This is a genomic window from Nostoc sp., from assembly GCF_036917315.1.
Lineage (GTDB): Bacteria > Cyanobacteriota > Cyanobacteriia > Cyanobacteriales > Nostocaceae > Nostoc.
In genome coordinates this window covers 144,635-163,663 of sequence record NZ_JBALDR010000013.1, presented here as the reverse complement: position 1 = coordinate 163,663, position 19,029 = coordinate 144,635, and the positions used below count along the sequence as shown (strand labels likewise).

16 protein-coding genes are annotated in these 19,029 nt (G+C 40.1%); 8 read left to right on the top strand and 8 right to left on the bottom strand.

Annotated elements, in window-relative coordinates:
* Positions 1–196 precede the first annotated feature (196 nt).
* The gene (locus tag V7K84_RS07020) at positions 197–1,276 is read left to right on the top strand and encodes an alpha/beta hydrolase (protein ID WP_334837091.1); all 1,080 of its coding nucleotides are present in this window, start codon (positions 197–199) and stop codon (positions 1,274–1,276) included.
* Positions 1,277–1,328: 52 nt separating this feature from the next.
* Here the strand turns inward: V7K84_RS07020 and V7K84_RS07015 are convergent, their stop codons facing one another.
* The 4 genes from V7K84_RS07015 to V7K84_RS07000 all read right to left on the bottom strand — a co-directional run bounded on the left by V7K84_RS07015 (position 1,329) and on the right by V7K84_RS07000 (position 4,054).
* Entirely contained in the window at positions 1,329–1,505 is a 177-nt protein-coding gene (locus V7K84_RS07015; RefSeq protein WP_334837090.1) for a hypothetical protein, read from the bottom strand.
* Positions 1,506–1,574: 69 nt separating this feature from the next.
* On the bottom strand, positions 1,575–2,264 hold the full coding sequence (locus tag V7K84_RS07010) for a YdcF family protein (protein WP_334837089.1): 690 nt from the start codon (positions 2,262–2,264) through the stop codon (positions 1,575–1,577).
* Positions 2,264–2,920 carry a DUF2301 domain-containing membrane protein gene (locus tag V7K84_RS07005; protein ID WP_334837088.1) on the bottom strand — a complete coding sequence of 219 codons (657 nt, stop codon included), beginning with the start codon at positions 2,918–2,920 and terminating at the stop codon, positions 2,264–2,266. The genes V7K84_RS07010 and V7K84_RS07005 overlap by 1 nt, the downstream gene beginning before the upstream one ends.
* A gap of 303 nt (positions 2,921–3,223) precedes the next feature.
* Positions 3,224–4,054 carry an SAM hydrolase/SAM-dependent halogenase family protein gene (locus V7K84_RS07000; RefSeq protein WP_334837087.1) on the bottom strand — a complete coding sequence of 277 codons (831 nt, stop codon included), beginning with the start codon at positions 4,052–4,054 and terminating at the stop codon, positions 3,224–3,226.
* 109 nt (positions 4,055–4,163) lie between these two features.
* Between V7K84_RS07000 and pirA the strand changes: the two genes are divergently transcribed.
* On the top strand, positions 4,164–4,319 hold the full coding sequence (gene pirA / locus V7K84_RS06995) for an arginine synthesis PII-interacting regulator PirA (protein ID WP_292738868.1): 156 nt from the start codon (positions 4,164–4,166) through the stop codon (positions 4,317–4,319).
* 394 nt (positions 4,320–4,713) lie between these two features.
* Here the strand turns inward: pirA and V7K84_RS06990 are convergent, their stop codons facing one another.
* Positions 4,714–4,944, bottom strand: a complete 231-nt coding sequence (locus tag V7K84_RS06990; RefSeq protein WP_334837086.1) for a hypothetical protein — start codon at positions 4,942–4,944, stop codon at positions 4,714–4,716.
* 206 nt (positions 4,945–5,150) lie between these two features.
* On the opposite strand from V7K84_RS06990, the gene V7K84_RS06985 reads away from it, so the two are divergent.
* The 4 genes from V7K84_RS06985 to V7K84_RS06970 all read left to right on the top strand — a co-directional run bounded on the left by V7K84_RS06985 (position 5,151) and on the right by V7K84_RS06970 (position 11,121).
* Positions 5,151–7,073, top strand: coding sequence for a pentapeptide repeat-containing protein (locus tag V7K84_RS06985; protein ID WP_334837085.1), 1,923 nt, complete (start codon positions 5,151–5,153; stop codon positions 7,071–7,073).
* 455 nt (positions 7,074–7,528) lie between these two features.
* A complete protein-coding gene (gene crtD / locus V7K84_RS06980; protein WP_334837084.1) occupies positions 7,529–9,043 on the top strand; it encodes a C-3',4' desaturase CrtD in 1,515 nt (504 codons plus the stop codon).
* A 202-nt stretch (positions 9,044–9,245) separates the two neighbouring features.
* Positions 9,246–10,352, top strand: coding sequence for a saccharopine dehydrogenase family protein (locus V7K84_RS06975; RefSeq protein WP_334837083.1), 1,107 nt, complete (start codon positions 9,246–9,248; stop codon positions 10,350–10,352).
* A 379-nt stretch (positions 10,353–10,731) separates the two neighbouring features.
* On the top strand, positions 10,732–11,121 hold the full coding sequence (locus tag V7K84_RS06970) for a hypothetical protein (protein ID WP_334837082.1): 390 nt from the start codon (positions 10,732–10,734) through the stop codon (positions 11,119–11,121).
* Positions 11,122–11,259: 138 nt separating this feature from the next.
* Here the strand turns inward: V7K84_RS06970 and V7K84_RS06965 are convergent, their stop codons facing one another.
* A complete protein-coding gene (locus tag V7K84_RS06965; RefSeq protein WP_334837081.1) occupies positions 11,260–12,558 on the bottom strand; it encodes a cation:proton antiporter in 1,299 nt (432 codons plus the stop codon).
* Between the two features lie 571 nt (positions 12,559–13,129).
* Between V7K84_RS06965 and V7K84_RS06960 the strand changes: the two genes are divergently transcribed.
* Positions 13,130–13,399 carry a hypothetical protein gene (locus tag V7K84_RS06960; RefSeq protein ID WP_069069307.1) on the top strand — a complete coding sequence of 90 codons (270 nt, stop codon included), beginning with the start codon at positions 13,130–13,132 and terminating at the stop codon, positions 13,397–13,399.
* 378 nt (positions 13,400–13,777) lie between these two features.
* Here the strand turns inward: V7K84_RS06960 and V7K84_RS06955 are convergent, their stop codons facing one another.
* Entirely contained in the window at positions 13,778–14,917 is a 1,140-nt protein-coding gene (locus V7K84_RS06955) for a glycosyltransferase (protein WP_334837080.1), read from the bottom strand.
* A gap of 63 nt (positions 14,918–14,980) precedes the next feature.
* Positions 14,981–16,153, bottom strand: a complete 1,173-nt coding sequence (locus tag V7K84_RS06950; RefSeq protein WP_334837079.1) for a glycosyltransferase family 4 protein — start codon at positions 16,151–16,153, stop codon at positions 14,981–14,983.
* 545 nt (positions 16,154–16,698) lie between these two features.
* On the opposite strand from V7K84_RS06950, the gene V7K84_RS06945 reads away from it, so the two are divergent.
* Positions 16,699–18,996, top strand: coding sequence for a hypothetical protein (locus V7K84_RS06945; RefSeq protein WP_334837078.1), 2,298 nt, complete (start codon positions 16,699–16,701; stop codon positions 18,994–18,996).
* The last annotated feature ends 33 nt before the right edge of the window (positions 18,997–19,029 follow it).

Here is a 19,029-nt window from a genome sequence, read left to right as displayed (position 1 = left end):
AGGGGCGATACTGTGCGGTTAAGGCAAGAGACGCGATGAATCGCCGTCTCTACAAAGACCTCTTTCCTAATCCCCCTTGACTTTTGACTCTTGACTCTTGACTATTAACTATTGACTATCTATCTTCTTATCTTCTGTGATGAAATATTTTTATCGTCTTCTAATAAGCCTATCTGGGTGCTTAATATTTTTACTGGTGCATAGTGGCCTTGGTTTATTACCTAGTTTGGCAGCCGAAAAAGTTACCGTCAGGTACGGATTGTTTGAGCAATCAATTCCGGTGGCAGATATACGCAACTATGGCGAGACTCAAAAGGCTTCTAGCGATCTGCAATCTTTCCTAAATTACCTCAGCGTTAAAGAGAAACAGAAGTTCCAAGAAGCCCTGCAAGTGAAAATGTCGCTTGATATTGTGGCTTTAGATAAGCTGATAAACACAGGAATGGGCAAGCAAATTTTATCTTTTGCTTCCCAAGCGATCGCTCGTCGCGATAAAGCCAGTATACAAGCACTACGATCTGCCCTGATCGTCGGAGCAAGATCGCCAGAAGGTCTAGGAATAACCAGCTTTCTCCAAGCCTATCCCAGCGATCAACTAGTTATTGAGGTGTCAAAGATTAAGAAGTTAGTCGGTATGGCAAATTCCTCTGCTAGTTCTGCTGATGCGCCGCCGAAAGATGACGTAAGTTCTTCACCTTTAGGAAGAGTTGCCCTACAATATCAAACACTCGCCGCCCAGGATAAACAGTTCTCAGGTTGCTTATTTGGCGATTCTATTTCGGCTGGACTTGGCAATACCCTTGGGAGTGGTACTTTTAATTTTGGGTTAAATGGTCTGAGTACAATCTCTTTACTAGAACAACTGAAAAGTTTAATTCCTACCAAGGTGAAATGCGAAAAAGCCATTATTGCCATAGGTGGAAACGATGCTTTGTATAAAATTAGTGATGAGTTATTTAGCAAAAATCTCCAAGAGGCGATCGCACTTCTGCGCACAATGGCAACTAAAGAGATTTTTCTGATTCCGGCTTTTTATTCGACAGTGGCAGCAAGCTCAGATCCAACTGTAGCAGCTCCAAATTCTAGAGTTGAACAAATTAATGTTCTGATTGATCGAGTGGCTGAAACAGAAAAAGTACCAGTTGCCGCAGCCGGACTAGCACCATTATATGAAAATAATGTTTTGAAAGCAAATTTAACCAGCGATGGCGACCACCTGAATGCAGAGGGTCTGAAAATTTATCGGCAAGCATTATTACAAATCCTGGGTAAGTAATACCATTTTTAATTTTGGATTTTGGATTTTTCAGTAAATCCAAAATCCAAAATTAAATGGCTGCCCAAGCCAATATTTCTACTCCCGCATTTCTCACAAGCTTCAGGCGTTTGATGATGAGTAATGAGTAATGAGTAATGAGTAAGGAGTAATGAGTAATGAGTAATGAGTAATAAGCATATTGCAACAGGTGCAATACCAGTGCAAGAACTTGTAGATTCTTACTCATTACTCCTTACTCACTACTCACTACTCCTCCATTCGAGGTGTGGTGAGAAATCCGGGTACTGTATTAATGTTAGGTTTTCCAATTCAGAAAACGTGCATAAAGATAAGCTATACCTTCATCAAGAACCGTCCGCACACCTTCGCTAGAACCCCACCATTTGTTTGGATTATAATCTTGCGTTGTAGCAGCAATCACCCCAACGTTAATGTGAGGGGTAAGTATTTTTTTAAAAAGAAACCAACTCCTACGGGCATGAACGTCCAAGGAAAAAAGATTAATCGATTCTATTTTTAAATTTGAATTGGATAGCCAACGCTCAAATTCAGCAGCAGATGCATAACTACGATCCTTAACTACAAAAGGTGTCGGAACAGCTACTACTTTTTCTGCTTCTAAACCGAGTTTTATGAAAGTGTCAGCCGACACGTCTGCAAAGTTCTTGTATCCGGTAAGATAACTTCCTTTTCCTAATGTGCCTCCGGTAGTAATTATTTGATGATAAGAACCGTTTTTAAATTCAGTCAAAGCTTTTTCTATAGCGTAATCTGGTAGCCATCCTTCAACAACTAATACTTCTGCCGATTGGATCGGGGAAGTTACCGCAAGAAATGAGTGTACATGAGTAAAAATGAAAAATATTAAATAAATAATCAAAGCGATCGCAATCGCCCACCCTTGAGCCGTAAGTGTCCACATTTCTTGGCGTTTGATTAGTTTGATTTTAGGAAATTTTTGACACCGACGATTTTTTATCCGCATTAAACCTTTGCTAAACGTTGTTCTTTCAAGTAGGTAAACACAGATTTATCTCCAATATCAGCAGGAATGGCTTGGACTGTCTTGCGCAGGGCAAACACTAAAAATAATATCGCCCAAGTTCCTAATAAAATGCTTTCTCCCTGAGTTGGTAAAATTCCTACCAAATGTCCTAACAACAGTAGCGGTACAATTGGGGTTAATACTTTGGTTTCTAGGCGATTGAAGCAAAAAGCCTCTTTAAAATAAATACCTGTCAAAGCTACGAAGATAAAACCAACCCCAAATAAGGTAATTGGCTGATTGTAAACAGTAAGAGCTAAAGGTTCACTACTAGCGATCGCCAGAATCACTGATGCGATATTACCAATCGCCCAAAAAACTTGCAACGTTCGGTGCAGTGATGCCATGTAGATATGGATGGTAAATAAACTTACACCAAGCGCGAGACTAAAACAAGCATATAGAGGTGTCAGTAAAGTTACAACAGTTGGGTTATTGTTGAGTAAAATCAAGGCGCTGCCGATGGCAAAGCTCAGTGCTGCTACCATTAATCCAGCGCGATAGATAATTACGCCAGTGCGATCGCTCTGAGTAATTGTAAATTCCCCAAACTGACCTTGATAAACTTCTGGTGCAGAGAGTGTTTGTGTAGTCATAGCTAAGAATATAATTATGATTTTCTAGTAGAGTACAACAGGAAATTGCTCAAGGGTTACTTTTATTATTATGAGCAATAAGGCAACTTCATGTCACCATTCCTAAACTTACATCTTTTAGCAGTTGCTTTCTGGAAATTTTTGTCGAATTGGCACTGCCTACGGTGAATGAAAATGCTTGTTTTTAAGTGGTGTGTAGTTGCCCATCCTCCTTTTTATATCTAGAATTTTCCCTTTTCTTTGACTTCCCCACAAATCAGCAACAGGCACTTTGCAGGCTGGTGATTTTTCACTGTCTTAACTTTAACAATATTCACTAGTCTGATTTTCTAAAAAAAACAAGACTTCTACCACATCTTGTAAATTAATCTGTAATTGTGAGTGAGCATCTCCGCAATTAATGGCAATTTCTACCCAGCCGTGACTGCCAACTAAAGCTATTATCTCTCCCACTTTCACCTCACTGTAAGTTTCACAGCCTGCTACACTCAATCCGGCAACTTGCACATACCAACTTTTGCCTTGCACGTAACTCGCTGGAATGTTACTCACTAGGTTGCCAAAGCGGTCAATATATTGAATGCAACCCACTACACTGGTGGTTGTCTGCTTGCAGTTGCCTATATCCAGATTTACCAAACTTACTGGATCGATTTCTTGTCCTAGCTGTTTGAGGGGGACACCACTAGCAAGATTAGCTGCCACTGGTGCAAAGATATCCCTACCGTGAAAAGTCTTGCTTGGTTGAGGAGTGCGCCAATAATTAAGATTTGTAAGTTCGACCGCTGCGATCGCGGGGTTTTGACTGAGTACCCCGCTAAAGATACCATTATCTGGCCCGACCAAAAACCCTTGAGCAAATTCTACTGCGATCGCTCGTCGCTTGCTTCCCACACCTGGATCTACTACTGCCAGATGCACTGTCCCAATGGGGAAATGAGCATAAGCATTCATCAAGCTAAACCTGGCTGCGACAATACCTTGCGGCGGAATTTGGTGCGTTAAGTCTACCACCGTCAGTCTAGGGTTGATTTGGGCTATGACTCCCTTCATTATGCCTACATAAACATCGCGATCGCCGAAATCGCTCAGTAAAGTCACAAGTGGTTGTTCATCTATCTGGTTATTAGACATATTTTGGTAAAATTATATAAAAAATATATTTTCTGTAGCAACAGCTACAAAATGTGTGCTATGTTAAGAATACAAGACATAAATTGAAAAATTAAAGCAGGTAATCACTATGAGTCAAAATAGACTACAAAGTTTGAGCAAATCACGAGAAACTCACAGAGCGAATATTCAAAGAAGCCTAGAGCATCGCTTGGAAATAGCTAGAGCAAAAGGCGACGAACAGCTAATTCGTCAACTGGAAGCTGAAATGAGGTATTCCAGCTAAATCAAGTTTTCATTGTTCATAGTTTTGTTGTGCAACCCGCTACGGCGGGTTTTTTTTGTTTTTAGGGGGGTTTTCTGGCAATTCTGGTAAAAGCTCATCATCCATACTTAAGCGACGAGATTGATTCCACTAAGCGAAAGTTCGTTCAACAATTTCTCAAAAGTATTGGTGAAGCGATGTCTACGATGGTCACTGAGCGGCTGGTGAGCATCTCGGCTTCGCTCGATGGAGCCGGAGTCGAACCATGCCGTACCACTTTGTGGAAGCAAGCTACGCGCAGCGTCTCGTAGAGAAGTGTGGGCTGCGCCTACGCTCCTGTATCCGAATAATTAGCAGAACTTGAAACACCGCAATTAGTGAGTAATGTTGCAAAGTAGACTGCTCCCGTCATGAATTAGACCGCTCCCATAAGTTCGGGAGCCACTCCCATAAGTTCGGGAACTGCTCCCATAAATTCGGGAGCCACTCCCATAAGTTCGGGAACTGCTCCCATAAGTTTAGGAGCCACTCCCATAAGTTCGGGAACTGCTCCCATAAGTTCAGGAGCCACTCCCATAAATTGGGGAGCTACTCCCATAAATTGGGGAGCCGCTCCCGTAAGTTCTGAGACTGCTACAGTTGCCATATTGATAACTACAGGTTAAGTATGGTTACACCAACTTCAATATTGCTGATGATAACTTAAGCATTTAAAGGTAAGGATGCACAGTTATGCTCTTATACTGCGTGTTGCATCCAAAATTTTTGTATTTTCTTTATTTTCCCAAAATCCGAAATATTGCAGAGTAAAGTTGTATAAAATCTCTGTAAAAATTTCTTGCTGACGCGATTATGCCGCCAGACTACTCCGGTCAAAATTTCCGAGGTTGCTCTTTTAAAGGTCAAAATCTGACTGGGGCTAACTTTAGCGGTAAGGATATTAGAGGAGCAAATTTTACCAATGCGATTCTTAAAGATGCTGATTTTACAGGTGCTAAAGCTGGACTACAGCTTCATTGGCTAATTGTCTTGCTCATAGTCGCATTCGTGCTGTTAGCACAAGGAGTGATTTATTCAATTAGTCTTGGTTTATCAGCAGCATCTATTTTTGACACTAGATACACTGGAAACCTATTCATTGGTTTAGTCTGCAATATTGTTGTAGTAGTTTTTTATATTGTCACTTTTCGCAAAAATTTAATAACAGGTTTAGGAGTTATAGCCGTCATTCTTGTCTTTGTCTCACCCGTAGTCGTTATTTTAGTTGTTACCTTTCCCAAAGCCTTTCCTGTAATTAGAACATTACCCAAAGGTTTAGCCATTGTCTTTGGTTTAACCATCAGCGTTGCGTCTATATTATTTAATATTTTGATTGGATGGAGGATTCAAAGTAGAGATGATCAAGACGCTTGGTTTGATTCAGTTGTTAATACCTTTGCTGCTACAGGCGGTACAAGTTTTTATGGTGCTAACTTGATTAATGCTGATTTTACTGGTGCAATTCTCGAAAACACAGACTTTAGGAAAACAAACCTAACACTTACTCGTTTTTATGAAGCCAAAAACCTAGACTTTGCCAGAGTAGACGACACTATACTAGCTAACCGCGCTGTTCTCAACTTGCTTGTTACCTGCAATGGTAGGGGAAAATCTTATGCTGGTGCTAACCTAAGAGGTGCAAATCTGAAAGATGCAGACCTGAATAAGGCTAATCTTAAAGGTGCTGATATTATTGCAGCCACCTTTGAGGGAGCTTGTTTAGAATGGGCAAACCTAACTATTACTCAAGCTATAAATACTAATTTTACCAGTGCCCACATGACTGGTGCTTGTATAGAAGCATGGAATATTGACAGTACAACCAAGTTACATAACGTAGATTGTCGCTTTATCTATCTTCTCGAATATCCCAGGCTAGGAACCGATGACCGCGAACGCCGTCCCAGTAGTGGCGAATTTCAACCAGGAGAATTTACTAAACTCTTTGAAGAGGTTTTAAATACTGTTGATTTAATTTTTCGCAACGGTATTGATTGGAAAGCTTTTATTAATGCTTTCCAACAAGTGCAAGTTGAAAATGAAGATACGGAACTAGCTATCCAGAGTATTGTAAACAAAGATGGCGTATTTGTTATTAGAATAAAAGTGCCTGTTGATGCTGATAAAGAAAAGATTCATAGTGATTTGAAGCAAATGTATCAACTGGCGCTGCAAGAAGTGGAAAAATATAAAGCACTATCACAAGCTCGATATGATGAGATAATCCGCAAAAGTACAGAAATGACAAATATTGTTAGATTTTTAGCGGCTGAAAGCGGCAATGTTCAAAACTTCCAATTTGGAGATAATGCAGGGAATATATTTATGACTAACAGTAATGATGCCAGCCGCAATATTAATGTCGGCAGAGATTTTAATGCAACGGGAACAATTAATTTAGGTGAAATCAGTGGTGCGGTAACAAATACCATCAACGACTTACCAACGTCTCCCGAACCAGAAAAACCGGGAATTAAGGAATTGTTGACGCAATTGCAAGCAGCAATTGAGGCTGATACAAACTTACTGCAAGAAGATAAAGCTGAGGCATTAGAGCAAGTGAAAGCTTTAGCAGAAGCCGGGAAAAGTCCTCAAGAGGGGGCGATGAAAAAGGCGGCGAAAACAGCTATAAAGATTTTAAAAGGGACAATTTCTAGTTTACCCACTGCTACAAAGTTGGTTGAACAATGCAGCAATCTATTACCGTTGATTTCAAACTTTTTGGGTTTAGGTTGATCCGCCGGTGATTCAAATCGCGGGATAATATAGCGCTTCTTTGACCTTTCTCCAAACCTCTCTCCTAAGAGGAGAGAGGCTTTGAATCTTACTCCCCTTCCCTTATAGGCTATGCGTTACCCACATCTTTCTTTACAATCTTGAAACCCATGTTCTATAACCTTCTTAGACATTGAGAATTTAGGTATACTTGACAAATTCGCTTTTAATCTTCTCGCTAAAACTGCGTTTTTATTGAGAATGAACAACGAACGAATCAGGGTTATAAAAACCTGAGTCAATACTCTCGCAAATGTTAAGAAAGATCCGGGTAATGGATAGCCTTATAGGGAAGGGGTTGCGGGTTAGGTCTGTATTGGACTCAACTGATAAATCGCACCCTTCGACCCTATTGAAGTCAGAGATTAAGGTAAAATTATAAGTAAAAGTATTAAGAATTTTAAAGAAAGTAATCAATGTCCAGCATTTTTCTTGACAAAAGTAACTCTCATGTCACTGTTATTGGTGCGGGAATAGGTGGACTGACTGCTGGGGCATTATTAGCTCATAGAGGTTACAGTGTCTTAATTTTAGATCAAGCCCTCGTACCAGGAGGCTGTGCTTCAACGTTTAAACGCCAGGGATTTACCTTTGATGTGGGAGCAACTCAAGTGGCGGGGTTGGAACCAGGGGGAATTCACCACCGGATTTTCTCAGAATTGTCAATAGATTTGCCACAAGCAACGCCTTGCGACCCTGCTTGTGCGGTGTATTTACCTGGGGAAACCACACCTATCAACGTTTGGCGCGACCAAGAGAAATGGCAAGAGGAACGACAAAAACAGTTTCCTGGTAGCGAACCATTTTGGCAGTTGATGGCAACTTTATTTGATGCTAGTTGGGAATTTCAAGGACGCGACCCGGTACTACCACCGCGTAATTTATGGGATTTGTGGCAGCTAACTCAGGCGGTGCGTCCGAGTACATTAATTACCGTACCCTTCACCTTGTTTACCGTAGGAGATGCTTTACGGTTATGTGGATTGGGAAATAACCGACGACTGAGAACTTTTTTAGATTTGCAACTGAAGCTATACTCCCAGGTGGATGCAGACGAGACAGCATTACTTTATGCCGCCACAGCGTTGAGTGTATCTCAACTGCCCCAAGGATTATTTCACCTCCAGGGAAGTATGCAAGTATTAAGCGATCGCTTGGTACAATCCTTAGAAAGAGATGGCGGCAAATTATTGATGCGCCACACTGTTGAAGAAATCAAAGTAGAAAACGGCAAAGCTACTGCTGTTGTCATTAGAAATCAGAAAACTGGCGAAGTCTGGACAGAAGTCGCCGACCACATAGTTAGCAATGTCACCGTGCAAAACTTGGTGCAATTATTGGGAGAACAAGCGCCATCTGGTTATAAAAACCGGGTGGAAAAACTGCCCCAAGCATCGGGTGCTTTTGTGGTTTATTTGGGTGTAGATGCCAGCGCGATTCCGCCTGAATGCCCTCCCCACTTACAATTTCTGTACGATGCTGATGGCCCCATTGGCGAGAATAATTCCCTGTTTGTTTCCGTCAGTCATCCTGGAGATGGTCGCGCACCGGAGGGGAAAGCGACAATTATCGCTTCTTCGTTTGTCGATCCTGCACAGTGGTGGCAGACTGATGATTATGAAGGACTAAAAGAAAAGTTTACCCAAGAAGCGATCGCTCGTCTTGCCCAATACTTTTATCTCAAACCAGAAACTATTATTTATCAAGAAGCGGCAACACCCCGCACCTTTGCCCATTTCACAGCCCGCGATCGCGGTATAGTTGGCGGTATTGGTCAAAGAATTCCCACTTTTGGCCCCTTTGGGTTCGCCAATCGGACACCAATCCCGCATCTGTGGTTAGTTGGTGACTCCACCCATCCAGGGGAAGGTACGGCTGGGGTGAGTTACTCGGCGCTAACGGTAGTTAGGCAAATTGAAGCGCAAATGTAGTATTTTGTAAAGTTAGTAATGAAGAGTTTGTAGTAAGCACTTTAGTGCTTAGAAAATAAGGACTAAAGTCCTTAGTACAAACTTATTTACAACTATTTAGATAGAGTAGAAATTTTATTAAATACTATAAATCATACTTATAACCGATGCCAGACAGGACGCAAAACTGATGAAATAAGGTTAGTGTTGCGAATTTGGAGTAATGACAGACAGCGTTTTAATTCTTGGAGGAAGAGGGCGGATTGGTAGCAGTGTTGCCGAGGATCTAGCTACCCATACGCAAGCACAAATTACGATTACTGGACGTTCTGCGGAGTTTGGAAAGGCTGTGAGCTTATCTTCCGGGGGACAAGTGCAGTTTTTGATATTAGATTTGACAGAAGTTGACAAACTGCGAGATGCGATCGCAAACTCTAATTTAGTCATCCATTGTGCCGGGCCATTCCACTATCGAGATACTAATGTTCTCGAAACCTGTATTGCTGAAGGCGTTAATTATCTAGATGTCAGCGACCATCGTTCTTATACCAGCAAAGCTCTCCAGTATAATGAACAAGCTGCTGCTGCTGGCGTGACGGCAATTATTAATACTGGCATTTTCCCTGGTATTTCTAACAGCATGGTACGTCAAGGCGTTGAACAATTTGATAAACCAGAAAAGATCCATTTAAGTTATTTAGTTTCCGGTTCTGGCGGTGCTGGCATTACAGTGATGCGGACAACTTTTCTTGGGTTGCAGTATCCTTTTGAGACTTGGATAGATGGAAAGTGGAAGATAATTAAGCCTTATAGTGAAAGAGAATTAGTTGAGTTTCCACCGCCTTATGGACGCACCGGAGTTTACTGGTTTGATATGCCAGAAACCTTTACACTGCCCCATGCATTCCCATCAGTGAAAACTGTAATTACTAAGTTTGGTTCCGTTCCAGATTTTTACAATCACCTAACTTGGATTGCTGCACATATTTTTCCCAAGTGGTTAATGCAGCGTCGTTACATGATTGAATTTCTGTCTCATGTCAGCCATTCAATGACAGATGTCACTAATAATTTTAGTGGAATTGGAGTAGCAGTTCGTTCTGAGGTTACAGGGCAGAAAAATGGTGAAACAGCCGTTTATTGCTCAACTGTAGTGCATGAAAATACAGCTGTGGCTTCTGGTTGTGGCACAGGTAGTATTGCCCAGTTATTGCTAGAAGGTAAACTCAAAAAACCTGGAGTTTTTCCTGTAGAAGAAGCATTACCAACAAATTTATTTGAAGAGGTAATGCAAAGCCGAGGAATTAAAATTAATCGCAGTTGGTCATAAGTGTCTATCCGATCGGAAAGTAAAAATATCAGTCTACTTGAGTAGACTGGAACTATTAGTCCAGAAGTTGAATTCTAGATGGTATGTTAGTAAGCACGACAATCTTTGACTATAGCGATTATCATTTTAAAGAGGTACGCGGGTAAGGTGGCACAATTTTGTCCTACTACTAAATCATTTGTGAACAACGAGATCCCCGACTTCTTAGAGAAGTCGGGGATTTTAGTCTTGTGAATAAGATTACCCTAGCTAAAAATTAATATACCTTGAGATAGAAGAAAGAACTGTACCTAAACACTTAGGATGCCTGTGAGCCTAAGATATATAACATATCTTCTATCTAAAAAAAGCTCATCACCAAAGATTAGGAGATTTTTTCATGCAAAAAATTCTATTAAGTTTAAAACAAGCATTACGTTCAAGCTTTTTGGTTGTTGGCTTGATGGTTTTCATCAGCTTGACAGGTTCCTTCATTTTTGTTCAGCAAAGTAGTTATGCAACTACTCTTGAAGAATTAAAACTAGTACCTCCAGAGTATAAACCAAATTCTGAAGAAAAAATTAATCGTGCTAACGAATACGATCCAGGTGTTGGTATTCAAGAAGAAGACAGAGAAAAAGCTTATGAGCAAGCAATAAAAGATTCAAAAAATCTTAATACTATAGAGAAGACTTACGAAAGAAATTTGAAGGCTGAACAAAAACAAAATCCCCCAGAAAGTTTTGGCGAAAAAGCGAAAGAAGTTATTGAAAAAGTGACAGGTAAATAGGGAATATAGACCTAATATAAACCCCTTTCCTATAAAGAAAGGGGAATTAAGACTCAAAGCAACTCTTAGGTTTGAAGTAAGGTTCAGACAATTAAACTGTCGCCACTATCTAAAAGTGACTGCAAAAATTAATTGCTTTCACTCAAATTCGTCTATTGTGGTGGAAGAAGTATTTTTTCTGTTGTTAGCAAAATTGCGCTCATACCACTTCATTAATGGAGTTGCACTAATTCCATGTACAATTACCGAAGCGACAATGGTAGTGTAAGTTATCCAAGCAATTTGTTCGGCTGCTTCACCTTTCAAGCCATGACCAAAGGCATAAGCTAGATAATATAAAGAACCAACACCGCGAATACCAAACCATCCAAATAACCACCGAGTTCCTGGGTGAAAGGTTCGGCGGCGTGAATCTAGAGGACGTTTACCTATTGTGCTAATCCAAACTCCTAAAGGTCTGACGATCAAGAATAACAAAATTATTACTAACAGAGATTGCATAGCATAATTAAGCATTGGTTTCAATAATAATATTGAACCTAATAGTAAAATTGTCCCAACTTCTAGCAGCTTTTCTACTTGCTCAACAAATTCTAATTGTTCTATCGGTTTTTCAGAATTTCTGTAACTGCGTTGGACAACTAACCCAGCAACAAATACCGCCAAAAATCCATAGCCATTAACCATTTCTGTTAATGAATAAGTTATGAGAATTGTGCTGATAGCAATAAAATCTTCCATTAACTCATCGGCAGGACGGCGTTTTTGAACCTTTTTTTCAATCCAAACTATAGATTTGGCAACAACAATTCCCATAATAATGCCAGATGCGATCGCCCATATTAAATCAACTGTAACCCACTGTTGAAACCAGTTACCCCAGTTGTCATCTTCTAAGGCATGAATGCCAAAATAAACGAAGGGAAAAGCTAAAGCATCATTTAATCCACCTTCAGAAGTTAAACCAAATCTCAACTCATCTTGGTCATTTGCACTGGTTAGTTGTACTTCTGATGCTAATACTGGATCGGTAGGTGCGAGAATTGCTCCTAATAAAATTGCTTCTCCCCAATTCATGCCTAAAAAGAATTTACCCACAACAGCCAGAGCAAAAATTGAAATTGGCATCAAAAATACAATCAATCGCACCGTAATATCCCAAACCCCCAACTTTAGAGGCCGAACAATTCTTAAGCCGCAACTAAATACAGAAATAATTACGACAAGTTCTGTTATTTTCTCCAGCAGTTCGGTGTTAAAAACGTCATCCCGACGTAATTGAATCAGTCCTAAGCCATAAGGGCCTAGAAAAATACCAACCACTAGGTAGATGATGGCAAAAGAAAGGGGTAAGCGAGTAATCCAACCCGATCCTAACGTTACCATTAGCAAAAGTAGACCAATGACAAATAGGTCAATAATATAGATATCTACCATATAGCGATTTACATAAATATAAGGTGTTGCTTTGTAAGCTTAGTTGCAATACCTTTGTATTAGAATTTACCTATAGGCAGATTTTCTGGGATTAAGAATTCAGAGACACTACCAAATTGAAGAAGAAAGGAATAGATAAATTTGGCGTTGGCTTTACCCATCGTAGAAATCGTACTTTGATTATTTGTTAGAAGTCCTTTAACTAATCGGATGTAGCACGGGAATATAGCTAAGACACACCTATACGCTTTTAGGAATGGTTTATAAGCTAAACGACATCTAATTCAAAATTTATATAACTCTTGTGGCATAGATTGAAAAGCCTACGCTAATTATGCAATTTAAATGTGGAACAGCTTAATCGTGTCCGGTTAAAGGGATTTTTGGGCTTTCTGCATAGATTAGGGAATATAGCCAATTGGACGGACATGATATATTTCCTACTTTCTGATTCAGATATCGGCCAATTTAGTACAAATATACTATAATAGATATAGCGTCCACAAAGCCTAGCCAAATGCATAATGGCTCTGTGAAAACCTTCTGGAAGATGGATTCAAGGGTTAGTTCGATGATGAAGCATTATATTCTCAACCTCAATCCGACTGCCAAGCATGAATGGGATCGGTGTATTTTACGTGACCCGCTGACTGCCAAACGCCCAGACATTGCTAAACTAATTGCCGAAGCAGTTGGTGCTGATACAGGTAGTTATTTGGTCAGCGTGAATATTGAAGTTCAAGTTTTGCAGCAAGCGGCAGTACCTCAAGCCGAACAACTCTCGCTTTCATTTCCAGAGGTGAGTGTGCCCTCACAACCACAACTGCGGGAAGCAGCTTGAGCTACAGTGCAGAATTTAGCAGAAAATAATTAGCCTGCTTATGCAGGCTTACTTTGTTAGCCGCAGACTTCAGTCTGACGGCTAAATAAGTCATGGGTATATGAGCGGACTTAATCTTAAAATCAGCTTTATCTTTAAAAATTTTTGAGAGTTTATTTGAACTTTATTTTAGCTCGCTCATTTGGAATATCTGCGTAACCAGTTTAGTGTGGCTAAGTTGGAAGCAAGATTAGCGTAGCTTGCCGCCATAGGCATCGCTCAACAACTCTCTGATTTTGAGTCTCGTGAATTAGTTGGTTTGTAATTACAACCATAAACCCCAGATGTGAATCTGGGGTTATCCAAACAAAATCGGCGATCGTAAGATTCGGAAAGTAATTATAATCTGTGGGACAGCAGTTGGAAAATTTGCTGATTAATAGTTGCAACATCAAAACGCTGACTAGCAGCAGTTCGGGCATTATTGGCTATAGTCGCAGTTATTTCTGTCTCCTGTAAACAAGTGATAATTACTTGTGCAAGTTCCTGGGGTTCTCCTGGTGTCACTAAAAAACCATTAAGGCCATGTTCTACTAATTCCATCGCACCCCCAGCTTTGGCTGCAACTACAGGTTTTTCGCATAGCATTGCCTCTACAATCACTCTACCAAAGGGTTCTGGCGAAGTAGAGGTATGTGCCACTAAGTCACAAGCTGCCATTAACTGGGGAATATCAGAACGAAATCCTAAAAATTTGACGCGGTTTTCTAATCCTAGTTCACTAACTTGTTGGTGTAACTTTTGGACATAATCTTGTTCGCCAAACAATGCATCACCCACTAAAATTGCTATCACATTATGCGGACATTTAGCCAGGGCATCAATTAAAATATGCTGGCCTTTCCAAGGTGCAAGACGGCTAAAGTGTCCAACGATAAATTTTCCTTCTAATCCTAAGTGTTGCTGTAATTGTTTAATATCAGACTCATCAGTTTGATAATTTTTTGGATTAAAGCCGTTATAAACAACTTCGATGATATCTGGGCGTCCTCCTGCTTGTACAAAGGCAGTTTGACTAGCTTGAGAATTAGCAATTACTAATGATGCAAAACGATTAGCTAAGTTAACAGCAATACGAAGATTAGTTTGGCTAAAATGTTCTTTGGAAAGAATATCATGTAAATGATAAACCAGAGGGCGACGACTGAAAAAACTTGCTAATGCTCCGACAACTAATGCTTTTTGGGTGTTGGCATAGATTAAATCGTATTCACGCGCTTTTTTTACTACCTTAGTAATCAGAGGTGCAAGTTGTCCCAAACTCTTGAATCCTTGTAGCAAACTGCTTTCTTTGCGAACTTGGATTGCTTGAGTTGCGAGAACTTCTACTGGGATATGATTTTGTTGTAGTAAATCTTTGAACGATCCATCTGCAAATAAACCCACTAAAGCGCGATCGCCATAAGGTTTAGCAATATCTATTAAACATAATTCGGCACCGCCTGGTTTACCGCTTTGGTCTAAAAAAAGAATTTTCATAAAACCTCTAATTTATCTAATTTGACCCACGCAGCAACCATAAAATCTATTACAATCACTTGTTTAAGCTAATAAAACATTCCGTACTTGTTGGGCGATTTGATTCCAGTCGTAATGTGTGGTGGCGTACTGGCGACAGGCCGATCGCGAAGGTATGAGGATATTACCCAAAAGCACTTGCTCTAATTTTTCAGCAATAGCTAAGGCGTCTGTTGAAGTCGTAATTAAATCGGGTGAAAATTCTGATAAAATTTCTGGCATTCCCCCAATTGGAGTACATAAAACAGGAGTACCACAGGCTAGAGACTCAACTATTACTAATCCAAATCCCTCAAAAGATTGACTAGGCATAATAGTCAATTCAGCCGCTTGATAAGCTATAGGCAATTGCTCATCAGGGAGAAAACCTAAAAATTTAACGTTGTCATCTAGTCCTAATTCTGTAGCTTCTTGTTGTAGTGCAGCTTGGATGTGACCACGACCTGCGATCGCTAGCCAAACATCTGGTATTCTGGGCTTAATTATAGCCAGAGCTTGCAATAATTTGTCAACTCCCGTTCGATGCACTAAACGGCGTGATGTAAATATAATCCGGCGATTACTAGGCCAGCCTAGCTTTGCACAAGCCTCCTGGGGTGATAAATTTGGTTGAAACCAATTAATATCAACTCCACCGGGAATAACATGAATTTTGCTCCACGGTACTTGATATTGATCGTGTAAAATCTTACCAAAAGCTTTGCTCAAAACAATGAAGCGATCGCAGCGATTATAAGTATTTTGTTCGATTAGCCAATGCTTGATTAAAAGACTGAGGTTTTTGTTAACAACTTCCTGCTGACTCTCAGAAGCCCAAGGGCCATGAAAGTTAAAAGTAACTGGTACTCCCTTTGGCAAAATATCTAAAATCGGAAAGCTGTATAATGCAAAGTGTAAATTAATAGCATCTGGTTTGCTAGTTCTTGTTTTCTGAAAATTCGTGCGAATCGACCATAATCTTTGCCAAATAGCACTATCGGGACTCGCCAAGTTAGTCAGCTTAATCGGCGAATTTAGTTCAGTTTCTGGTAAACCAACTCCGCATAATTCAATCCGATCGTGATTTGCAGCTAATTTATGAGTTAGTTCGTAAATATACCTTTCTAATCCTCCGGGACTTTTGGGAAACCAGCCTAATCCTAGGGTAATAATAGATGCAGAGGATGAAGTAAAACTTCTTTCTTTATTAGCTTCCATCGATATTTCTCCTATAAATATATTAAAACAGTAGGGGCACATACCTGTGTCCCTCTACAGCGTGTTGTATCCAAACCCGAATCACTATAATTTCGGAATACACATTACTAATAAGAGTTTTTTTACGGAACACCAATTTATAAGCTATTTATATACCAACGTCAATAATGAGTTTAAACCTGTATTTTTATTAACTAAATAACACTTACTACATATCTACTCTATCTACGGAAAAACAAGCTGTATAGTATATATACCAAGGAACAAGCCACTAGCGAACAATTAATTTTGTATCAGAAATCACAATAAAAAAGTAATAATAAATACTTTTAAAAATGTTCTTCAGTATTTTATAGAATAATGTGATTTTGATAAAACTTATATAAATAGTAGATTTTTAATCCTGATAGCTTTTTATTGATATGTAATCAGATATCTTGCTTCCAAAAAAAATGTATATTAGTGAGTTTAAAAACAGTTACCTTTTGTGCGGATTTCATAAAAGGTAATTGTATATAAATAATTAAAAGATGAAAAATATATATATGATAAATAAATTACTGGCGAAGTTAGTAAAACTTCGTCATGAACTCAATCAGCAAGTAAAAAAATTATCTAAGACTAGATATTTACAAAGAAGTAAAACTTTAAATTTATTACTCAGTATGACTGTTGCAGTCATTGTTACTAGTATTGGAATTACAACAGACTGGGCAACAACAGAAACACCGACAATTACATACAAAGCATCATCAATAAGTAATACTATTAACAGTGCCAATTTGCGGGTAAAAAACAATACTAAAACACCCACGCTTAACTACAAAACATCGTGGATAGGTAATACTATTGGCAGTGGAAATCTGCGGGTACAAAACAATATTGAGGGCATGTATGTAGCCGCTGATGGCACAGTTTATACTAACAGCCATTGGGATGAGGCGGCAATGGAAGCAGGAATATATAAAGATGGTAAAGTTATTGCTGCCCTTGGGGATACTCACGGCTGGAGTCGTGGCGGTGGCAAAGCTGTAACCGCAAATAGTAAATATGTTTACATTGCCATGACTCAAGGTTCGAGGGGCGATACAAAAGAAGATTACCCATCAGAAGGAACAACTTGGTATAGCGTTAGACGCTATGACTTATCAGGAAAACCTGCGCCGTTTCCGAATGGGCGTGGCTGGGATAAAAGTATGTTGATTACCAGTACAAAAAGTGAAGTGACTGGATTAGCAACTGTGGAAAACGAGTTGTATGTGAGTGATTTTGCGGCTAACCGGATTCGTGTTTATGATACTGAGACGATGAAGGAACTCCGCAGCTTTGCCGTTGTTAATCCGGGAGCAATAACTATCGATCCACAAAAAAATCTGTGGATTATTCAAAGTAAAAGTGGTGGTAAGCCTGCAAAAATTTTACATTATTCCCAAACTGGAAAGCAATTGCCCCAACAGATTGCAGATATCGTCGAACCAACAGCGATCGCTATTAATCATCAAGGTAAGCTGTTAGTAGCAGAAAATGGCCCGCGTCAGCAAATGTTGACTTATGACATCAAAGATCGGCCAGTGCAAGTGAGTAGTTTTGGTTCTAAAGGTGGTATCTATGCAGGAGTTGCTGGTGAAGTTCGAGATTTGAAACTTTACGGACTTACCGGAGTCGGTACAGATGCTTCCGGCAATATCTATATAAATAGTAATGGTTTCAACAAATCAGGAACAGATTTGCGGAAATTTTCGCCATCGGGAAAACTAATGTGGCGATCGCTGGGATTGATATTCGTCGATAATGCAGATGCCGATCCTAAAACTGATGGTGTAGATTTATTCACCAAACAAGAACACTATCTGATGGATTACAGTAAGGCTGCTGGTAAGCAATGGAATTACAAAGCCTACACCTTAAATCCTTTCAAATATCCTCAAGATCCACGTCTGCATACATCCCCAGATGGAACCTTTGTTCGCCGCATCCAAGGGAAGCCATTTTTGTTTCTCACAGATATGTATAACAGCTTTCTGCAAATCTATCGTTTTAATCCTGCCACTGATGGTAAAGTTGCCATCCCCGCCGGCATGTTTGTTGCTACTAATGGCGCAGATAAACCATTTATTGCCGGAAATTGGCCACCGCATCAACCAGAACAAGGGGAATGGATCTGGCGCGATCGCAACAGTAATGGCAAATTTGAAAAGAACGAATACGATCGCAGCAAAGATTATCCTCATCTCGGTGGCTGGTGGGTAGACAGCAAAGGAGATGTTTGGAAAGCTTTGCGAACAGAAGATGGCATTCGACACTATCCTTTACAGGGAATAGATCCTAAAGGCAACCCCATCTACAGCTATGGTTCGATGGAAAAGCAAGCTACTCCCAAAATATTTAACGACTTGCGGCGGATCGAATATTTCCCTGAAACAGATAGTATGTTTTTGTCAGGCTTTACGGTAGATCGCCCCGCATTTGGTGACGATGCTGGAGTTGCTGGATCTGAGATTGCCCGTTTTGACAATTGGAGTAAAGGAAATCGTACTCCCAAATGGCGGATTGTAATTCCCTACGACAGCACCGGGAAGCGTGAAGTGTCTACAGCAGCAATCAGTGTGGCGGGAGACTATGTATTTGCCGTGACAGTTAAAACCGCAGAGGTATATGTCTACAATGCCAAGACGGGAGCGCAAGTACAACAGTTAAAACCAGGCCCAGAAGTTGGCAGCGAAAGTGGCTGGATTGATATACCCTACGGTATTCGCGCTTTTCGGCGTTCCAATGGTGAGCATCTGGTATTTGTGGAAGAAAATTGGAAAGGAAAAGTGATTATGTATCGGCTGGCGGGGTGAGTATTTACAGCAATTACGACATAACACAGCTTT

Excerpts from the sequence above, each read along its gene's own strand:
- V7K84_RS07015 (WP_334837090.1), bottom strand. The coding sequence starts at position 1,505 with ATGAGTAAGAATCTACAAGTTCTTGCACTGGTATTGCACCTGTTGCAA.
- V7K84_RS07010 (WP_334837089.1), bottom strand. The coding sequence starts at position 2,264 with ATGCGGATAAAAAATCGTCGGTGTCAAAAATTTCCTAAAATCAAACTA.
- V7K84_RS07005 (WP_334837088.1), bottom strand. The coding sequence starts at position 2,920 with ATGACTACACAAACACTCTCTGCACCAGAAGTTTATCAAGGTCAGTTT.
- V7K84_RS07000 (WP_334837087.1), bottom strand. The coding sequence starts at position 4,054 with ATGTCTAATAACCAGATAGATGAACAACCACTTGTGACTTTACTGAGC.
- pirA (WP_292738868.1), top strand. The coding sequence starts at position 4,164 with ATGAGTCAAAATAGACTACAAAGTTTGAGCAAATCACGAGAAACTCAC.
- V7K84_RS06990 (WP_334837086.1), bottom strand. The coding sequence starts at position 4,944 with ATGGCAACTGTAGCAGTCTCAGAACTTACGGGAGCGGCTCCCCAATTT.
- V7K84_RS06985 (WP_334837085.1), top strand. The coding sequence starts at position 5,151 with ATGCCGCCAGACTACTCCGGTCAAAATTTCCGAGGTTGCTCTTTTAAA.
- crtD (WP_334837084.1), top strand. The coding sequence starts at position 7,529 with ATGTCCAGCATTTTTCTTGACAAAAGTAACTCTCATGTCACTGTTATT.
- V7K84_RS06975 (WP_334837083.1), top strand. The coding sequence starts at position 9,246 with ATGACAGACAGCGTTTTAATTCTTGGAGGAAGAGGGCGGATTGGTAGC.
- V7K84_RS06970 (WP_334837082.1), top strand. The coding sequence starts at position 10,732 with ATGCAAAAAATTCTATTAAGTTTAAAACAAGCATTACGTTCAAGCTTT.
- V7K84_RS06965 (WP_334837081.1), bottom strand. The coding sequence starts at position 12,558 with ATGGTAGATATCTATATTATTGACCTATTTGTCATTGGTCTACTTTTG.
- V7K84_RS06960 (WP_069069307.1), top strand. The coding sequence starts at position 13,130 with ATGATGAAGCATTATATTCTCAACCTCAATCCGACTGCCAAGCATGAA.
- V7K84_RS06955 (WP_334837080.1), bottom strand. The coding sequence starts at position 14,917 with ATGAAAATTCTTTTTTTAGACCAAAGCGGTAAACCAGGCGGTGCCGAA.
- V7K84_RS06950 (WP_334837079.1), bottom strand. The coding sequence starts at position 16,153 with ATGGAAGCTAATAAAGAAAGAAGTTTTACTTCATCCTCTGCATCTATT.
- V7K84_RS06945 (WP_334837078.1), top strand. The coding sequence starts at position 16,699 with ATGATAAATAAATTACTGGCGAAGTTAGTAAAACTTCGTCATGAACTC.